A 16,929-nucleotide genomic window follows, 5' to 3' on the forward strand; every position below is an offset into this window, starting at 1 on the left:
GCCGTCCCGCGAGCCGAGGTGTCGGCGGGCCAGGTCGTCAGCCGGTCTCGCGGCGGACGGTCGACGGGACAGGATTCCCAGGCCGTCGGATCGGGCACCACGGGTCGCTCCGCGACCCTGTCGACCTCGCCGTGCGAAGGGTGCCTGTTCAGCCCCGGAGGTGCGTGCCGATCTTCAGGACTAGGGTTGCTGCCTCTGCCAACTGCTGAGGAGGTACGGGCCACCGCGACGGATGCTGCTTCAGGTCCTGGGCAGGGGATGCTGTTTCAGGTACTGGGTGGCGGCCGTGTGACCTGCACGAGCGGCTCGGGTGATCAACTGTCGTGACTCGCGCACCCGTCGCTGCCTGTCAAGGTTCACCCCGAGCCAGTACAGCGCGTCAGGGTTTCCCGTATCTGCCGCGATGCGTAGCCAGGGCTCTGCGGCCGGGTGATCGTTCTGGGTGACGGTGAGACGCATCCCGTACCGAAGGGCGGCCAAGGGGTGTCCTGCCCGGGCAGCCCGGCTCCACCACACTTCGGCTTCCTTGACCTCATCGAGGCAGAGGAGGCGTTCGGCCAGCGCAAACGCCGCATCGCTGTCTCCCTCCTCTGCTTCCTGCCTGAGTTCGTGGACGTCGCTCATGGCTTCCCGGAGGAGGATGACGGAGTCCAGGAGCTCCGCTGCCTCCTCGACCCGGTCGCGGGCCGCTTCCCACAGCCACAGCTCAGCCTCCCTGTACTGCTTCCTCTTCGCCAGCATCAGCCCCAGGGTGTAGAGGGCATCGCCGTATCCGTCCTCGGCAGCCGTACGCAGCCACGTCTCTGCCTCCGCCTGTCGTCCCTGGTCGTGCAGGAGAGAGCCGAGGCTGTAGGCAGCCTGCGCGTTTCCCTCGTACGCCGCGCGCAGCCACTGGTACTCGCACTGCCGCACCCGCCCTTGCTGCAACAGCAGCAGTCCCAGGCCGTAGGGGGCTTCTTCGTGCCCCAGATCGGCGGCTCGGTGCAGGAGCCGCTCACAGTTCGCGAGATCACCTTGCCGGGCGCGCAGGAGGGCCAGGTGGAAGGACGCGTCGGCGTTGCCCGCGTCCACCAGAGGGCGCCAGATGCCCTCGGCGACCTCCTCCTCGCCGGCCGCGGTCGCCAGGAGGCCGACGATGTGGAGATGCCACTGGCTCTGGGCGTGGGTGCGGACGACGGCCCACGTGTCCCGGTGGATGGGCAGCTCCTCCCGGGAGAAGTGCTCGATCAGGTAGTCGAAGGGCTTCCACACCAGGGAATCGGTTCCCACCGGGTTGATCATCCCGGTCGCCCCGTAGTGGACACGCGTCGCCCAGGTGAAGGCCTCCGCGGCCGTTTCCGGGCGGGTTCCGGGCAGGGCCCTCAGATAGCTGGTGTGCAGTTCCTCGACGGCCGCGAACGGGATCTCGAACAGTCCGGCCCGGGCAAGGTCGATCGCGGCCCGCACGAAGGAGTATCCGCGGGGGTTCCCGCCCACGCGGCATGCCCGGTTCATCTCGTCCAGCAGGGCAGGCCCCGCGGCCAGGTACTCCGCGATCCCGTAGTCACCGCGGTGGGCGAGGGCTTCGGCGAGACCGGGTTCGTTCGCCTGCTCGGCGCGGCGCAGCTCCTCACGGCTCCACAGGCGGGGGAGCGGAATCTGCTCGGCCATGTTCAGGACGCGCGCACCGAGATGGGCCGCAACGGTGTGCGGCTGCCCGCTCGGGCTCAGGCTGGCACTGCGCCGCTGGTACCGGTCGACGTACTCGTCCCGCAGGGTGGCCAGCATGACGATCCGCCGCTGCCCGAGCCGGGAGACGAGCGCCGGGTCAAGCCCGGTGTCGCGGATGTAGTCCTCGAGGTCATCCAGCCACACGATCCATCCGTCCGCGGGCGGCAGCGGGGCGTCGGCCAGAACCCGCAGGTCCGCGTCCCGCGACGGCGCCCACACCATGCAGCCGGCCAGCTCGGCCCGCATCGCCTCGAACGCGCACCGCGTCTTTCCCGCTGTCGAATCCCCGGTGAGCACAAGCAGGCCTCCGGAGTGCCCCAGCCGAGCCGCCAACGGACGTACGGACACGTCGGCATCCCGCTCCACATACGGCTGCAGCGCGGCCCGCCCCTCACGCTGACGAGGACGGTGGACGCCGAAGGCCAGCGGATCCGCCTGCTCGACAGCGATCCACTGCGCAGGCGAAGGCAGAACCGGCGGACCGGTGGCGAAGTAGTTGTACTGAGTCCCGGATACCTGGGCAGGCCCGCCGAAGGAGTTGCCACGTACATCAACACTGTCGTGATCACTGACCACCGCGGTTTCCTCACCCGTGGTTGTGCTGGACACCCTTCATCTGCACAGGCCCGTGAAAGGTATTGCCATGCACCTCCACGTGGTCTCCCGCAGAAGAGCCGGACGCGACGACAGCCTGCCGCAGAACGCCGAGGACGACACGAAGCTCGTCGACAGCTGCCGACTCCTCGACGACGAGACGACCCAACCGATCGCTCCACACCCGCTCCACCTCGGCGCGACGCGCGACGTCCCCCGCCGCGCCGGCGGCCACGACGTCGGCATGACCGGCGTCGAGCTCCGCCGCAGCCGCGGCAGCGCGGGCGTCGTCACCCCGCCCCAGGAGACGGATGACTCTCTGCCTCACACCCGCCCACGCATCCGTGGTCCACGCCGCCACCAGAGCCGTTGCCGCGGAAGAAGCCAAAGCCGCCAGCTCAGGATCCATCGCATCCCCCAAAGAAGTCCGATCCACCGTCCACGGTATCGGCCAGGTCCCCCGTCCTGTGGAAGGAACGGCCAGGAGACTCTGCCGCAACCGACCGGCTCACACACCACCCCGAGGACCCGCGCACTTCAGGACCATGCCCGGCTCCGACAGGAGTTCCGGGACACGCACGGCTTACGTCGACGGCCCCGGTGGCTGCCTCAGGTCGGCTTGCGCCACACGGAGATGTGCTTCGCGGAGTCCTGGGTGAACGGCGCCCCGTCCCAGTCGGCGACGCGACGCTCCAGCTCGAGCCCGGCGATCCGTGCCATCAGGTCGAGCTCGGCCGGCCAGGCATACCGGTGCCGGGAGTTGTCGCCGCGGTAGCGGCCGTCGTCCTCGCGGGTGAAGTGGTGCGAGACGAGAATCTGCTCGACGAGGTCGAAGGTGTCGAACCCGAGATGCTGCTCGGACACGTCGAACGGCACCGCGACTTGGCCGGGCGGCAGGAACCGCAGCGGCGGCACGCCCAGTTCGATGACGAACCGGCCGCCGGGCTCCAGATGACGGGCGGCGTTGCGGAAGCACTCGACCTGCTCGTCCTGCGTGAGCAGGTTCGTGATGGTGTTGTAGACGAGATAGACCAGGGCGAACTCGCCCGCGACGGCGGTGGTGGCCATGTCCCCGATGGCTACCGGCAGCGTGTCCTCGTCGACCTTGCGCCGCAGCACGGCTGCCATGTGCCCGGACAGTTCGATGCCCGCTACCGGCACGCCGCGTTCCCGGAGCGGTACGCCCACTCGTCCGGTGCCGATGGCGAACTCCAGTGCCCGGCCGTCTCCGGCGAGCTCGGCCAGGAAGTCGAGAGTCGGTCCGAGAACGGCGGCCGAGGACATCTCGGTCTCCTCGGCGTCGTAGCGGTCGGCGGTCGCACGGGTCCACAGCTCACTGCTCGTCACGGACGGCCACTTTGCCGGGTGCCGAGGGGCGCTGTCGAACGGATTCAGTCCTGCCAGTAGAACAGCAGGTCGCCGACGTCGAGCGGCTCGCGGTGGCCGAAGTAGTAGACGCACAGGTCGGTGACCCGTACCTGGGAGGTCTCCGCGTCGATCCAGCGGAAGCCGGCCCCTTCCAGCGGGCGGCGGGCGGCGTGGTCGTCCTCGTAGCCCGTGGCGAAGCGTCCGAGCGTGCTGACGTGGACCTCGTCGTCCCCCCACTCGTACACATGGAAGGTGCCATCGCCCTGCATACGGTGCTCCCCGCACGGGACGGGACCCGCCGGGGCCAGGCCGGCGGCGGTGAGTGCGGCTGTCGCGCGGGCGAGTTGCGCCTCCTGGTCGGGGCGGGCGGGCGGTTCGGTGCACAGGGCCTCCAGGCGCCACCGGGGGTCGCTCTGCCGCTGGCAGCCCGGCGCGTACGCGTGGACGATCGGACGGCGCAGTTCCTCGTCCAGGCCGGGGACCTCCACCCGAGGGCTGCCCAACCGCGCGTCGATCGCGCGGGTCTCGACCGGGTCCTCGGCGAGCCGGTGCAGGGCGCAGGCGGCCCGGACCGCTGCCTCGGTCGTCGGCGCCTCGTCCAGGTAACGGAGAAGCCGGCCCCGGTCCGCGACGAGCGACTCGGCCAGGTGGGCGACGGCCCGGTCGGGGTCGGCCAGGTGCCCGGTGACGTCCTGCCCGGCGCGGTGCCGCATCCGCACGGCGAAGGCGCGGTCCTCGGGCCGGCCCCCGCCGAGGTCGGCCAGCACCGCCTCGACCCCGTACCGCTCGACCAGGGCGTCGAGCCCCGCCTCCCCGAGCGCCTCTGTGCGCTGCCAGGGCGAGTGCGCGAGGGTCGCCAGATCGCGGGCGGCCGTGCGGTCGCCGAGCAGGCCTCGGGCCTTCAGGATCGCCTCGGGCATGCCGTACGAGGGCTCGTCCCGCCGGTCCTCGTGGCGCAGCCACGGCAGGAGCTCGGACCGGTCGGCGAGGAGGTCGAGGAGAGCGATGCGCACCTCGCCGGTCTCGCCCCGGTCGCGGATCCGCCCGAGCAGGCCGGCGACGCGGGCCTCGGGGACCCGGCCACCGAGCGCGTGCACGCACAGCCGGCGGCGCCACCAGGCGTTGTCCGGATCCAGAATGTAGCGGGCGAGGTCGTCAGCGTCGTACCCCCGCAAGGAGGCGACATCCGGCTTCCCGTGCTGGGGCAACAGCGTCTCGATCGTGCGCATCGCCCGATGCTAACGGCCCGGTTCACCGTCGCATCGCCCATTTTTCTGGCCCTGAAGGGCCGGCTCCGCGAGCCCGCGCGGGGCGGGCGAGCCGGCGCCGGGGCGGCGTCGGGGCGGCGTCGGCCGTCGCATCACGCCGCGGCCGGCAGCGCGTCCACGCGTACGGTCAGATCTGAGCACAACTCCGGCCGGAGCCCTGCCACTTCCGCGACAATGGCTTCCAGAGCACCAGGAACGGCTGCGCTTGTCAGCGCTGTGCGGGTCGCGCTCGGCGTGCGGAAGGACGGTGGCGCAGACGGAACGACAAGCGGGGTAGTGTGGGGGAAGCGTCGCGTGCCGGTGGCAGACCGTGTCAGGCATGGAGGCGCCGGATCGAAGGAGGCCGACGATGCATTCGTCGCACCCTTCGCTCTCGCGTGACTGAGCGCGAGACGACCAGGCTCGTCGCCTGGAGCCAAGAACTCCGTCGGGTGCACGGCCGACTAAGGGAAGCGCTGTCCGTGACCCGTGCCTCCCTTGCCGACGGAAACCCCGGTGAGGCGGCCACCCGTGAACTGCTGCTGTATTGCCATGGCTTCTGCACGGCTCTCGACGGCCACCATCGTGGCGAGGACAGCACCCTGTTTCCGGCCATCGCAGCTGCGCATCCGGAGCTTCGACCGGTGCTGCGCGTGCTCGAGCAGGATCACTCGATGATCGCCCACCTGCTCGGCAGCCTCCGTGCCGCCGTCGACCGGGCCGCGCCGACTGATGAGCTTGACAACCACCTCGAAGGCATCGCCGCGATCATGGAGAGCCACTTCCGGTACGAGGAGCGTCAACTGCTCACCGTGCTCGAAACCCTAGAGCTTGCAGCCGTACCCCAAGAGGTGCTGGGGCCGATATGACCCCCGGACCCGACAGCTGGTGGCGGGAGTCGCCTTCGTCCACGCGGCGGTAGGCGCCTGGACTCGTGAGGTGACACGCCCCGGGGATCCCGCGAGCCGCGATGAGTCCTGCGGCGTCCGGCGGTACTACTGTCGAACCCGTTCCCGAGGAGGACCTCTGATGCGCAGCGTGACCTATTCGATGGGCGTCTCACTCGACGGCTACATCGTCGGGCCGGACGGCGAATTCGACTGGACGGCCCCCGACGAGGAGGTCTTTCGCTTCTGGATCGACGAGATTCGACGGGTCGACGTCCACCTGTTGGGACGACGTCTTTACGAGACGATGCTGTACTGGGAGACCGCCGACCAGGACCCCACACTCGACGACTCAATGCGCGAGTGGACCGCGCTCTGGAAGCCGCTTCCCAAGGTGGTGTTCTCCACCACGCTGTCGGCGGTGCAGGGCAACGCCCGCCTGGCCTCCGGCAGCCTGGCGGAGGAGATCGAGCGGTTGCGAGCCGAGCCGGGGGAGGGCGACATCGCGATCGGCGGCGCGACTCTCGCCGCCGAGGCGGGAGCGTTGGGTCTGATCGACGAGTACCAGGTCGTGGTCTACCCGGTGCTGGTCGGCGGTGGCACTCCGTTCTTTCCCCGGCACGAGCGCCGGGTGGATCTCGAACTCGTCGAGACCCGCACCTTCGGCTCGAGAGTCGTCTACCTCCGCTACCGCGTGGCGCGTTAGCCGGCCCGTCCGCCGAGCCCCAACGAGCTCGTGCACGGTGGGCAGTGGGATGTCGAGGACTCCGGCGGCGTTCGGTGTTCACCTCTGCGGTACGGGGAGCCGGAGGCCGAGCATAGGGCGGGGCGAACCCTCAGCAACGACCTCGCGTCCGGCCGGTGGGCCGAGCGCAACAGCGACCTCGCCGGCCCTCGACGCGGCAGATCTCGGCCTCCGCCCGCTCATAGCCCGAACCGCGTCGCACCTGACCGTCCTGGCCGTCAGGGACGGCCCGCCGGCCGTGTGCGGCGCTGACACGACACGTCGTGGAGGTCGGCTGCGGCGAGACGGTCTCTGGGGCAGGGTGTCTGCTTCCTCTGCGGGGTTTGTGTGTGTTGCTTGGTGGTGGGGGTGTGGATTGGCCTGGTGGGGTGCGGGTTGCGGGGTGGTGACGGCGGTTTCATAGTCGGTGGTATGGACGCGCGTGATGCGGCGTTGCGGCAGGCGTATGAGCATGCGGTGGGGTGGTTGGCGAGTCTGTCGGAGCGGGAGGTTCCCGCTCGTGCCTCGGTGGAGGAGATCGTGCGTGCGCTCGGGGTGGAGTTCCCCGACGCCCCGAGCGTCCCTGCCGATGTCGTCGATCTGCTGGCCGGGGCCTGTGAGCCGGGGCTGACAGCGTTTCCCAGTGGCCGCTTCTACGGGTTCGTGATCGGCGGTACCGAACCGGCGGCGCTTGCTTGCGACTGGCTGGTCAGTGCGTGGGATCAGAACTGTGTGATGCGTGCCGCGTCTCCTGCGTACGCGGCGGTGGAGGAGATCGCCGGTGCGTGGCTGCTCGACCTGCTCGGCATGCCAGGCGGCTGCTCTGTCGGGTTCACCACGGGTGCGACGATGGCGAACTTCACGTGCCTGGCCGCCGCTCGTGACGAAGTGCTGCGCCGCGCCGGCTGGAACCTGGCCCGTGACGGCCTTGCCGGCGGCCCGCGGGTGCGTGTCGTTGCAGGTGAGAGCCGGCACATGTCGGTTGATCTCGCGCTGCGCTATCTGGGTCTGGGCAAGCCGGAGCTGGTGAGGGCGGATGATCAGGGGCGCATCGAGCCCGGGGCTCTACGGCAGGCGTTGGCGGGCGGTGGGCAGGCACCCACGATCGTGGTCCTTCAGGCCGGCGATATCCATTCCGGTGCTTTCGATCCCTTCGTCGACAGCGTCCCCGTCGCGCAGGAGGCAGGTGCGTGGGTTCACGTCGACGGCGCTTTCGGACTGTGGGCGGCCGCCTCGCCCCGGTACGCGCACTTGACGGCAGGCTGCGCGGACGCCGACTCCTGGGCGACGGACGCCCACAAAACCCTGAACGTCCCCTACGACTGCGGGCTCGCGATCGTGCGGGATGCGTCTGCGATCCGGGCGGCGATGGGGGAGCGGGGCGACTACCTCATCCAGCACGAGCACGGCGACCCTATCGACAAGGTTCCCGAGCTCTCGCGGCGTGGTCGTGCCTTCCCGGTGTGGGCCGCGCTCAGGTCGCTGGGCCGGTCAGGTGTGGCCGACCTCGTCGAGCGGCTGTGCGGTCATGCTGCGACATTCGCGGCCGGCATCGCCGGGCTCGGTGGCGCGACGGTGCTCAATGAGGTGGTCTTCACCCAGGTGTGTGCCGAGTTCGGCAGTGACGAACGCACCGATCGCGTACTTGCTCGGCTGCTTGATGACGGCACGGCGTGGATCAGTGGCTCGACCTGGCACGGCCGGCGTGTCATGCGTATCTCGGTCAGCAACTGGTCGACCACCGACGACGACGTGAGACGGACGCTTGACGCGATCGAGCGCGCGGCCGGCAGCATCCCACCGTGACCGCCCGCATCACGCTGCGCCGGCACGGCCCGCCTCACGAGGGCCGTCTTTCGACGCACCGGGTCTACGGGGGGGGTGTTCGTTCCTGCTCTCGAGCCCGCCGACGGCGCGGGGATCGCGCCGCTGGCGGCGGCCGGTTCGGCCGCCCGCCCGTTGCCCGGGGCTGGGTGTTGCGGGTGGGTCAGGTGACGCGGGTGGCGATTCCGGGGTAGTCGAGCGGTAGGCCGGATTCGTCGTAGACGAGCCGGCAGGTGAAATGGAAGGCGGGGGCGGTGTAGTCGTAGCGCTGGTGGCGGGATTGGTCGGTGGTGCGGTGGTAGGTCTGGTCGAGGCGTTCGACGGTGAGGTGGGGGGCTGTGACGTAGGCGGCGGGGGCGTTCGCGGTGGCGCCGATGGGCAGGTCCATTCTGCGGACGGGCAGCGCGTTGGTCAGGGCCGAGGATTCCAGGTCCACATCCAGGCAGCCGTCCAGGTGTGGTGCGGGGGTGCCGTCGATGAGCCAGTGGCCCGTCCCGTCCGCTTCCAGCCGGATCTGTCGGACTCCGTCGGCCGAGCGTCCCGCGACGTGTGCGCCGCGCGTGTGCCAGTGTGCGTCGAGGCGGATGCTGTATTCCACCGCCCAGATCCGGCCGTCTTCGATCGCGGTGGTGCACCCGTCGAGGTGAAGGCCGTCCGGTGAACGGTGCAGCCACGCGACTTCGAAGCCGCTGCGGGCTTCTCGGTGTTGCCATGCCGCTGCGGCGGGCGGCTCGGTGAAGGTCATGTCGTGACACTGGCACCGGGGTGCGGTTCTGTCGCGGGAGCGCGGCCGGATGCTGCCGGGAACCACTCCCTGCCGGCCACTCGGAGACGGACGTCGGTCTCGGCCCGCACTGGTGCTGCCGGATGCGTACGGTGGTGGTCCCCCTCCGCACTCTTCTCGCTCGTACTGTCGCCAGGTTGGCCGGAGCGGGACGCATCGGGGGCGGCCTGAGGTGGCTGCCTGGGGTGTCAGTCTCCTGCGGCTTGGTGCGTGTGGCGGGCTCCGTTCAGTACGGAGTCGAGCAGGCCGGGGAACAGCGCGTCCAAGTCGTCGCGGCGCAGTCGCACCAGCCGGGATCGGCCCTTGACGGTGGTCCAGGTGACTCCCGCTTCGCGTAGTACCCGGTAGTGGTGGGACAGCGTCGTCTGGTGGACGTCCAGGTCACTGCCGATGGCGTTGCAGCTCTCCTCGCCGGTCACGGCGAGGCGTTGGACGATCTCCAGCCGCACCGGATCGGCCAGCGCACGCAGCACTTCGACCATCCGGATCGCCTCGGTCGCCGGCTGGGACACCGCGCGCATCGCTTTCCTCCCTCCGTGACAGGGGATCAGCTTATCCACTCATTGATACATGGACAAGCATCCATGTATTGCCTATCGTGCTGATCACCGACCTCCGCAGCGCCCTGAAAGGCGGCACGGCTCATGCTGAAACGACTCCTCCCCTTAGCCGCGGCGACATTCGCCGTCGGTACCGACGGCTACGTCATCGCCGGACTCCTCCCGTCCATCGCGGAAGACCTGGAGGTCTCCACCCCGGCGGCCGGTCAGTTGGTGACCGCCTTCGCCTTGACCGTGGCGTTGTCCGCGCCCCTCATGGGAGCCCTCACCAGTGCCCTGGACCGGCGGTCGGCGCTCTTGATCGCGTTGACCGTGTTCGTGATCGGCAACATCGTCACCGCGTTGGGGACCAGTTACGCGGTGGTGATCGCCTCCCGCATCGTCACCGCCGTGGGCGCGGGCATCATCACCGCCGCGGCCTCCAGCACCGCGGCTGCCATCGCACCACCGGAGCGCCGGGGCCGCGCCCTGGCCTTCGTGCTGGGCGGCCTGACCCTGGCGACCGCGCTGGGGCTGCCGCTCGGCACATTGATCGGCCGCACCGACTGGCACGTCACCCTGTGGGCCGTCGCCGGTATCGGCCTGCTGGCGGCCTTCGGCATCGCCGTCGGCCTTCCCAGGGTGGCGCTCCCCGCCGCCTCGCTGCCCGACCGGCTGCGCCCGCTCAGGCAGGGTCGCGTACTGGCGCTGCTGGCGGTCACCACCCTTGCCTTCCTCGGCACGTACACCCTCTACACCTACATCGGCCCGGCCCTGCGGGACGCCACCGGCGGCGACGCGTCGCAGCTGACCCTGATCCTGCTGGCCTGGGGCGTCGGCACCCTGGCCGGGAACTTCACTGCCGGACGCCTGGTCGACCGGTACGACTCCGCCCGCGTCCTGACCGGCGCCCTCGCCCTCACCACTCTCGCTCTCGTCCTGACCCCGCCGGCGACCCGTACCCTCGCGTCCGCCCTGGTCTGGGCGGTGGTCTGGGGCGTGAGTGTCGGCGTCACCGTCGTCCCGCAGCAGCACCGGCTCATCGCCCTCAGCCCCTCCGCCGCGCCGGTCCTGCTCGCCCTCAACTCCTCCGCGCTCTATGTCGGGATCGCCGCCGGCGGCGGTTTCGGCGGGCTGGCGCAGGAGTGGTTCGGGCTCGCCCCGGCGGAACTGGGCCCGGCGGCCGCCGGCGTTGCCGCCCTGACTCTCCTGTGGCACCTGGGAACCACGCGTCACCCCGCCGCGCCCACTGCCAAGCCGCTGACACCGGCCGCGGACAACCCTGAAAGGACCAAAGCGTGAACCGCCCCGCGCGTCTGCATGATCTCGCAGGGGCCGACGTGCAGGCGTAGTCGAACAGGACGGCGAGTGGCGGCCGTTATGTTCTCGCGACTCCCATGGCGTGTCGGTGGTTGCGCTCGGCGGACGCTGCCACGAGCAGGGGCCGGCCGCGGTGAGCCGGTGCCCCGTCCGCCCCCAGGGCGGTGACGGCCACTGGAGGACCGGCTGCGCGGGCCGCGATCCGAACCCACCATCACGGAGGCGGCACCCTTGCCGCACCGCCTACCGAGCCCTCCGGGCTCTCGGGCTCCGCCCCGCTCCTGGCGGCCGCCGCGTGCAGGGCGCGCAGGGCGACGAGGAGCACGCCGATGTCGTCCAGATAGACCGGGTCCGGGATCAGATCGACCGGTGAGACCGTGTAGATCACGGCTGCCCAGAACAGGGCCTTGGACTGCAAAGGGACACCGGAGTCCAGCAGCACCTTGCGAGCCTGCCAGACACGTACGAGCAGAACGGCCGCGAATCCCGCCACCACGAGCACGACAACCACGGCCACGATGAGCCAGAGGGCCTTGTTCACACCGCTCTCCTACCCCGCAACGTCCGGCCCCGCCCATCGGGCCTCGGCGGCTTCAAGGCTACGACGCCAGACCGACCGCCCGGGCCCGATCGTCCCTGCCCGTCGGCAGCCAATCGCCGCCCCGAACTCGAGCAACGGTTTGCCGGCAGAACCCCATGAAGGTCCCAGCCGAGCTACCCGGACCGCTGATCCATGGTCGGTGGGCGCGCCCACCGACGCGACACAGCAGCGCACCCGCGGCACACCGCGTGTTCCGTGGACGTACGACGCCCCCGCCCGTGGCTGCGATCGGGCATCCCGCCGAATCCATCCCGAGCGGCCGGTAGGCATGGTGGCGGTGGTGGCGTGGCTTGAGTGGCGCCCCCGCCGGGCGGATACAGCGCCGTCTTCGCATGTACATGCACAAGGGGTGGGGATGACGGAGACGACTGAGGCCTTCGGCGAGAAGAGATCCCGGGGCCAGGGTCCGGACGAGGTCCCGTTGCAGGACTGTCCCGCCTGCGGGGAGCGGGTACCAGTCGACCGGCGGTTCGTGGTGTGGTGTGCCGCCTGCGGATGGAACGTGGATCCGGGCGGCGACGGGAAAAGGTTCGAGGGCAGCCGCGTCGACCGACTGCGGCGGACCTTGGCGCACCGGTACGGTGAGCAGCTCTTCGCCGACCTCTCACACGAGCCCGCGGCGACCGAAGGCGCGACGCCCGTCAGCGAGAGGGCCAGGACCGCATCGGCCGTACCGCCCGCCCCGGCCGGACAGCCGCGACGCACCGGACCGCACGCCGCCGGTGTGCTCGCCGCCGCTCTCGCCGTGATGGTGCACGGGCTCACCGTCGGACTGGCGGTGCTGGGCCTGTGGCTCCTCATCGCCCGCTGGGGCGCGGGATTCCAGCCCGCGCTCGGCGCGCTGTGCCTCGCCCTCGCCGTCACCCTGAGGCCCCGCTTCGGAAGCCTGGCCAAGCTCCGGCAGGACGCCCCCCTGCTCGAACGGGCCGAAGCACCCCAGCTCTTCGCTCTGCTCGACGAGGTCGCAGGGGAGCTGGGGACCAGGGGGGTCGACGCCGTGGTGGTCGCCGCGGAGGCGAATGCGAGCGTCCGAACGTACGGCATCCGGCAGCGCCGCGTACTGCGGCTCGGGCTCAGCATGTGGGCGATCCTCGACCGGCAGGAGCGGATCGCGCTCCTCGGGCACGAGTTCGGCCACTACGCCCACGGCGACACTCGTCACTCCTTGCTCGTGGGCAGCGCGTTGCGGTCGCTCGACACCTGGCGCTACATACTCGCCCCGAACGGCGGCGACACCCTCGTGGAGCAGCTCGGGAACCTGCTCACGGCGATTCCGCGCTGGGCTGTACACGGCCTGACCCTGCTGCTTGACCAGGCCACCCTGCGGGCCTCGCAGCGGTCCGAGTACCTCGCGGACCGCTCCGCCGCCCGCGTGGCCGGCGCGGACGCGGCAGCCCGTCTGATGGACCGGCTCCTGGTCACCGGCAGCGCGGAGTCGGGGCTCCAGCTCGAGTCCGTCGCGGCCCGCACCCGGATCGGCGGCGAGGCCCTCCGCGAGCAACCGTCCGAGGGACTGTGGGAGCGCATCGCGGCGCGAGTGGGGTCCATACCGGAGCGGGAGCACGAGCGCCTGCGCCGGGTCGCCGAGCTGCGCGGCCACAGCGTCGACTCCACCCACCCGCCCTCGCATCTGCGCCGCCGCCTCATCGCGAGCGGCGCGCACCTGCCGCCCAGGGTAGTCCTGGACGAGGCAAGGGCAGCCGCCGTGGACGGCGAGTTGGAGGAGGCGGGCAGAACCGTGGCCCGGCGGGTCATGCGCGACGGCTACACGGCCTGAGCAGGGCCTACCCGTTGACCGTGCTCACCTGCGGCATGTCCGTCGGAGCTCGGATGCAGCCAGGCGAAGGTGCGCTCGACCACCCATCGCACCTTGCCCAGCCCGGAACCGTGGGCGACACCGCGTCGGGCGACCCCGGCTTGATGCCACGCATCCACAGCAGACGGCGGTACTTGTCGAGAGCCCCCGGATCGGCGGGATCGCGTCGAGCAGGGGCAGGAGTTGTGTGACGTCGTGGCGGCCGCCGTTGAGCGTGACAGCAACCGGAGTCCCGTAGCGGTCAACCATCAGGTGATGCGTGGAGCCAGGACGGCGCGGTCGACCGGCGAGGAGCCGACATGATCCCTCCCTTGAGGGCCCTGATTCGGCAGGGTCGGGGCCGGCAGCGGCTGGCAGCTCACCAGGGCACGCCTCAGTGAGGTCACTGGGCTCGGTGACGGGCGCGGACACCCCCGGTCGCTCGCCCCCGCTGGCCGTTGGCGCGGTCACGGGTGAGCATCGGACGGTCGGAGCTGACGGAGCCCACCGGAAGGACGCCCATGAAGAGCGGTTCGCTCACCGAGATCGATGCCCTGGTCCGCGACGGAAGAATCGTGATGTCGGGGGACGACAGCGCGGTCGTGGCGGCCGTGCAGGACGCGTTGAAGGCCGGCAGATCGGTGACGTTCTACCTCTCACCCGGACAGGCCGAGGCGTTGAAGGCGTGGTACTGGAGCCCCCGACGGATCAAGGACCGGGGCATGGAACCCGTATCGCGCGAGGAGAGGGAGAGGATCACCTCGGAGCTGGGGCTCAAGGACATCGGGCCTGCCCACTCCAACCGCATCGACTGCGAGTGCGGGGCCCAGTACGGCGCCTTCGAGTTCATCGAGCAGGGCATCAAGGAGCACGGCAAGGAGTCCGTGGACGCCGTCCTGGCCTTGGAGAACACCTACGTCCTGCGGGTGAACCCGGTGACGCCCGCGGTTTGTGCCTCCTGCGGCGCACGCATCCTGGTCGGCCACGAGTACGACATGACCAACAGGTACGGATGCTGCCGCTCCGAGAATCCGGTGTAAACAGGCGTTGCGCACGCCCCGTCGACCGGCTGATGTCCGGCGGGCGCAGGCCACGCGAGAGTGCCCGTCCGAGGCGCAGAATCGATGCCTCCTGCTGTGACGGCGGACGCTGAGGGCGCCGGGACGTCCCTCGTCTCGGCAGGGGGATTCCCAGCGGGCGACCTACACCTGCGTGCCGACGCTGACGAGGGCTGGATCGCCTACACAGGCGTGAGTACTCGCTGGTAGCTCCATCGGGCTCAATCGCGGCCGGTCCGCGTGAATGCCGGGATGCCGGGTACGCGGATGCTGACCGACCCGCACGGGAGGGAGCAAACCATGGGTCTAGCACTGTTCATCATTCTGATCGCCGTCGGAGCCATTCTCACCTTCGCGACCGACTGGGAGCTCGAAGCCGTCGATCTCGATCTGGTCGGGCTCATCCTGATGGCGGTCGGCATCCTCGGAACCGCCGTCTACACCAGTGTTCTTCGCCGTCGCCGGATGGTCGTCCCGCCTGTGGCCCCCACGGTCACCGAGGACGATCGGCGCGACCTGCTCTGAGGCGGGACGCGCACCCGGTCAGGGACGTACACGACGCGGACATACAGAGGAGTGACAACGATGACCGCTCACGAGTGGACCTTCGACACGGAATCCGGCCACCTGGCGGGCACGGACCTCACCGGATGGCGGGTCGAGGCGGCGGACGGTCACATCGGGAAGGTGGACAAGCACTCCGACGAGGTCGACGATTCCTACTTGGTCGTGGACACGGGCGCCTGGATCTTCGGTAAGAAGGTGCTGATCCCGGCAAGCGCAGTGACCCGTGTCGACCTGCAGGAGCACACGATCCACCTCGGCCTGGTCACGGAACAGGTCAAGGATGCACCCGAGTTCTCCTCCGACAAGCACCTTGCCGACCGGCAATACCGCGAGGAGATCGTGGCGTACTACCGCGTCCGCGGCCCGTTCTCGGGCGGCGGGGGCGTCGTCTGACGCACGCCTCGGTGCCCTCGGCCCGGCCGCGCAGATCGAGGACTTGAGGGCTCACATCGCGGCGCTGAACGCGATTCCCGAGTAATCGGTTGGCGGCAGCACGTATCTCTCCGAGCTCCAAAGCCGCCCCGTTACAGGAACTGTGATGCTGGATGAGGCTGCACGGAAGTGCCTGGAGAGCTCAGGAACTACGCCCCCTTGTCCTGGGCTGACTCTTGGTGCCAGCGCAGTTCCGTCACCGCTCCGAAGCTCCCGGCGCACGTCGGAGTGGGCGTGGCGGAGGAACGCCCGAGGATCGGCAGTGCCGCTTGGTCGTGAGTGCGGCCGAGGACAGGACGTACGCGAGGAGCAAGGGCTCGAAGCCGCCCCCCGGCAGCCGGCGGCTTCACGCACTACGTAGGGAAGCGCGTAGTGCGCAGAGGCCGTGCAGACTGCTTGCAGCGCGGACTCCCGCACGGCACGGCGTAGCGCTGGTCGGAGAGCGCGCCGGCGACAAGGCGCTCGACGACCTGCTCGGCGTCCTTCTGGGCCAGACGACTCGTGTCGAGGACGTCGCCGACGACACCGAGGCAGATGTCCGGACGGCCCGCATCTGAGCTGTTCAGCTCCTCCTAGATGAGTGAGTCCGATGTTCGTGCTGGTCGCGACCATGGCGAAGGGCGCCCGTTGGTCAGTGAGCCCTTTCAGAGTGGCCACTGATCGGGTGACGGGCCACCATTCCGCAACGCACGAGGCTCCCGTGCCGTTGAGAGAGGTGTTCGACATCTCAACCCATCAACGCAGGAGCCTCATTGGTTCCCCGTCCTGCCGCACTCGACCGGCCTCACGCTCTGGTTGAGTGGGTATCCATGCTCATCGTCACCCGTGAGGGTGACCGACGCTGCAAGCTGCCGCCCCACCAGCGCGCCCTCGTCGGCCTGGTCTACCTTCGTCGGCACGACACGCTCGCACAGATCGCCGCCGGCTTCGGCATATCCGTCGGCACCGCCCACGCCTACGTCAAGGCCGTCGTCGAGCACCTGTCCGGTCGGGCACCCGGCCTGCCGCGTGTCCTGTGGGAAGCCGATCCTGATCACGTCCTGCTCGACGGGACGCTCGCCGAGTGACCGGGTCGGCGACAGCCGGGCAAGCTGCTGTGGATCTCACCCGCGCTGCCCGGCCGCACCCATGACCTGACCGCGGCCCGCACGCACCGCATCATCCGGATCTGCGAACGCCAGGGCGTTCCCGTCTTAGCCGACCGCGCCTACATCGGCGCCGGCCCCTGAGCGACCACACCGATCAGACGGCTTCCGAACCAGGACCTCACCACAACCCAGCGGACGATTAACCGAGCCCTGTCAGCGGCACGAGCACCGGTCGAACGAAGGCATCGCGCAACTCAAGTCCTGGCAGATCCTCCGCCGGGCCCGCTGTAGCCCCAACCGCATGACCGTCATCGCCGCACCCATCCTCACCCTGGAACGTCAATGCTGATGAATCCCAGTGCCGTACCAGGGTGAGGACGGATTGGCAATG

Annotated in this window: 15 protein-coding genes and 3 pseudogenes; 10 read left to right on the plus strand and 8 right to left on the minus strand. The window is 70.0% G+C overall.

All coding sequences use genetic code 11. The annotated features are described in order from the left end of the window. Positions 1–240 precede the first annotated feature (240 nt). The 4 genes from ACIGEZ_RS19610 to ACIGEZ_RS19625 all read right to left on the minus strand — a co-directional run bounded on the left by ACIGEZ_RS19610 (position 241) and on the right by ACIGEZ_RS19625 (position 4,901). Positions 241–2,319, minus strand: coding sequence for a tetratricopeptide repeat protein (locus tag ACIGEZ_RS19610; protein WP_399832659.1), 2,079 nt, complete (start codon positions 2,317–2,319; stop codon positions 241–243). Continuing rightward, positions 2,297–2,713, minus strand: coding sequence for a hypothetical protein (locus tag ACIGEZ_RS19615; RefSeq protein ID WP_399832661.1), 417 nt, complete (start codon positions 2,711–2,713; stop codon positions 2,297–2,299). The genes ACIGEZ_RS19610 and ACIGEZ_RS19615 overlap by 23 nt, the downstream gene beginning before the upstream one ends. Before the next feature lie 200 nt (positions 2,714–2,913). Next, a complete protein-coding gene (locus ACIGEZ_RS19620; protein WP_399832663.1) occupies positions 2,914–3,651 on the minus strand; it encodes a class I SAM-dependent DNA methyltransferase in 738 nt (245 codons plus the stop codon). Positions 3,652–3,695: 44 nt separating this feature from the next. Next, positions 3,696–4,901 carry a hypothetical protein gene (locus tag ACIGEZ_RS19625; protein WP_399832665.1) on the minus strand — a complete coding sequence of 402 codons (1,206 nt, stop codon included), beginning with the start codon at positions 4,899–4,901 and terminating at the stop codon, positions 3,696–3,698. A gap of 470 nt (positions 4,902–5,371) precedes the next feature. Between ACIGEZ_RS19625 and ACIGEZ_RS19630 the strand changes: the two genes are divergently transcribed. From ACIGEZ_RS19630 to ACIGEZ_RS19645, 4 genes and pseudogenes are all read left to right on the plus strand, one after another. Beyond that, positions 5,372–5,788, plus strand: coding sequence for a hemerythrin domain-containing protein (locus ACIGEZ_RS19630; protein ID WP_399832743.1), 417 nt, complete (start codon positions 5,372–5,374; stop codon positions 5,786–5,788). A gap of 160 nt (positions 5,789–5,948) precedes the next feature. Next, on the plus strand, positions 5,949–6,512 hold the full coding sequence (locus ACIGEZ_RS19635) for a dihydrofolate reductase family protein (protein WP_399832667.1): 564 nt from the start codon (positions 5,949–5,951) through the stop codon (positions 6,510–6,512). Positions 6,513–6,611: 99 nt separating this feature from the next. Continuing rightward, a pseudogene (locus ACIGEZ_RS19640) lies at positions 6,612–6,738 on the plus strand (MerR family transcriptional regulator); the annotation flags it as partial. Positions 6,739–6,962: 224 nt separating this feature from the next. Further along, positions 6,963–8,336, plus strand: a complete 1,374-nt coding sequence (locus ACIGEZ_RS19645; protein ID WP_399832669.1) for a pyridoxal phosphate-dependent decarboxylase family protein — start codon at positions 6,963–6,965, stop codon at positions 8,334–8,336. Between the two features lie 181 nt (positions 8,337–8,517). Here ACIGEZ_RS19645 and ACIGEZ_RS19650 read toward each other — a convergent pair whose 3' ends face one another. Both ACIGEZ_RS19650 and ACIGEZ_RS19655 read right to left on the minus strand, forming a co-directional pair. Next, complete coding sequence (locus ACIGEZ_RS19650) at positions 8,518–9,099, minus strand: putative glycolipid-binding domain-containing protein (RefSeq protein ID WP_399832671.1); 582 nt, start codon at positions 9,097–9,099, stop codon at positions 8,518–8,520. 227 nt (positions 9,100–9,326) lie between these two features. After that, a complete protein-coding gene (locus ACIGEZ_RS19655; RefSeq protein WP_399832673.1) occupies positions 9,327–9,659 on the minus strand; it encodes an ArsR/SmtB family transcription factor in 333 nt (110 codons plus the stop codon). Between the two features lie 123 nt (positions 9,660–9,782). Between ACIGEZ_RS19655 and ACIGEZ_RS19660 the strand changes: the two genes are divergently transcribed. Further along, positions 9,783–10,979, plus strand: a complete 1,197-nt coding sequence (locus tag ACIGEZ_RS19660) for an MFS transporter (protein ID WP_399832675.1) — start codon at positions 9,783–9,785, stop codon at positions 10,977–10,979. A gap of 232 nt (positions 10,980–11,211) precedes the next feature. On the opposite strand, the gene ACIGEZ_RS19665 is transcribed toward ACIGEZ_RS19660, so the two are convergent. Further along, positions 11,212–11,538, minus strand: coding sequence for a YkvA family protein (locus ACIGEZ_RS19665; RefSeq protein WP_399832678.1), 327 nt, complete (start codon positions 11,536–11,538; stop codon positions 11,212–11,214). 415 nt (positions 11,539–11,953) lie between these two features. Here ACIGEZ_RS19665 and ACIGEZ_RS19670 point away from each other — a divergent pair, with 415 nt between their 5' ends. Beyond that, positions 11,954–13,375, plus strand: a complete 1,422-nt coding sequence (locus tag ACIGEZ_RS19670) for a M48 family metalloprotease (protein WP_399832680.1) — start codon at positions 11,954–11,956, stop codon at positions 13,373–13,375. Positions 13,376–13,428: 53 nt separating this feature from the next. Here the strand turns inward: ACIGEZ_RS19670 and ACIGEZ_RS19675 are convergent. After that, positions 13,429–13,719, minus strand: a pseudogene (locus tag ACIGEZ_RS19675) (transposase); the annotation flags it as partial. A 195-nt stretch (positions 13,720–13,914) separates the two neighbouring features. On the opposite strand from ACIGEZ_RS19675, the gene ACIGEZ_RS19680 reads away from it, so the two are divergent. The 4 genes and pseudogenes from ACIGEZ_RS19680 (at position 13,915) to ACIGEZ_RS19695 (ending at position 16,887) form a co-directional block, all read left to right on the plus strand. Beyond that, positions 13,915–14,433, plus strand: a complete 519-nt coding sequence (locus ACIGEZ_RS19680; protein WP_399832682.1) for a hypothetical protein — start codon at positions 13,915–13,917, stop codon at positions 14,431–14,433. Positions 14,434–14,751: 318 nt separating this feature from the next. Further along, the gene (locus ACIGEZ_RS19685) at positions 14,752–14,976 is read left to right on the plus strand and encodes a DUF6458 family protein (protein WP_399832745.1); all 225 of its coding nucleotides are present in this window, start codon (positions 14,752–14,754) and stop codon (positions 14,974–14,976) included. A 60-nt stretch (positions 14,977–15,036) separates the two neighbouring features. After that, positions 15,037–15,411, plus strand: coding sequence for a PRC-barrel domain containing protein (locus ACIGEZ_RS19690; RefSeq protein WP_399832684.1), 375 nt, complete (start codon positions 15,037–15,039; stop codon positions 15,409–15,411). A 791-nt stretch (positions 15,412–16,202) separates the two neighbouring features. Then, positions 16,203–16,887 (plus strand): annotated as a pseudogene (locus ACIGEZ_RS19695) (transposase family protein). The last annotated feature ends 42 nt before the right edge of the window (positions 16,888–16,929 follow it).

It is taken from the genome of Streptomyces sp. NPDC085481 (assembly GCF_044541845.1).
Taxonomy (GTDB): Bacteria; Actinomycetota; Actinomycetes; order Streptomycetales; family Streptomycetaceae; genus Streptomyces.

Coding starts and splice junctions, on each gene's coding strand:
- ACIGEZ_RS19635 (WP_399832667.1), top strand. CDS start 5,949: ATGCGCAGCGTGACCTATTCGATGGGCGTCTCACTCGACGGCTACATC.
- ACIGEZ_RS19645 (WP_399832669.1), top strand. CDS start 6,963: ATGGACGCGCGTGATGCGGCGTTGCGGCAGGCGTATGAGCATGCGGTG.
- ACIGEZ_RS19690 (WP_399832684.1), top strand. CDS start 15,037: ATGACCGCTCACGAGTGGACCTTCGACACGGAATCCGGCCACCTGGCG.
- ACIGEZ_RS19615 (WP_399832661.1), bottom strand. CDS start 2,713: ATGGATCCTGAGCTGGCGGCTTTGGCTTCTTCCGCGGCAACGGCTCTG.
- ACIGEZ_RS19680 (WP_399832682.1), top strand. CDS start 13,915: ATGAAGAGCGGTTCGCTCACCGAGATCGATGCCCTGGTCCGCGACGGA.
- ACIGEZ_RS19660 (WP_399832675.1), top strand. CDS start 9,783: ATGCTGAAACGACTCCTCCCCTTAGCCGCGGCGACATTCGCCGTCGGT.
- ACIGEZ_RS19625 (WP_399832665.1), bottom strand. CDS start 4,901: ATGCGCACGATCGAGACGCTGTTGCCCCAGCACGGGAAGCCGGATGTC.
- ACIGEZ_RS19670 (WP_399832680.1), top strand. CDS start 11,954: ATGACGGAGACGACTGAGGCCTTCGGCGAGAAGAGATCCCGGGGCCAG.
- ACIGEZ_RS19685 (WP_399832745.1), top strand. CDS start 14,752: ATGGGTCTAGCACTGTTCATCATTCTGATCGCCGTCGGAGCCATTCTC.
- ACIGEZ_RS19655 (WP_399832673.1), bottom strand. CDS start 9,659: ATGCGCGCGGTGTCCCAGCCGGCGACCGAGGCGATCCGGATGGTCGAA.
- ACIGEZ_RS19650 (WP_399832671.1), bottom strand. CDS start 9,099: ATGACCTTCACCGAGCCGCCCGCCGCAGCGGCATGGCAACACCGAGAA.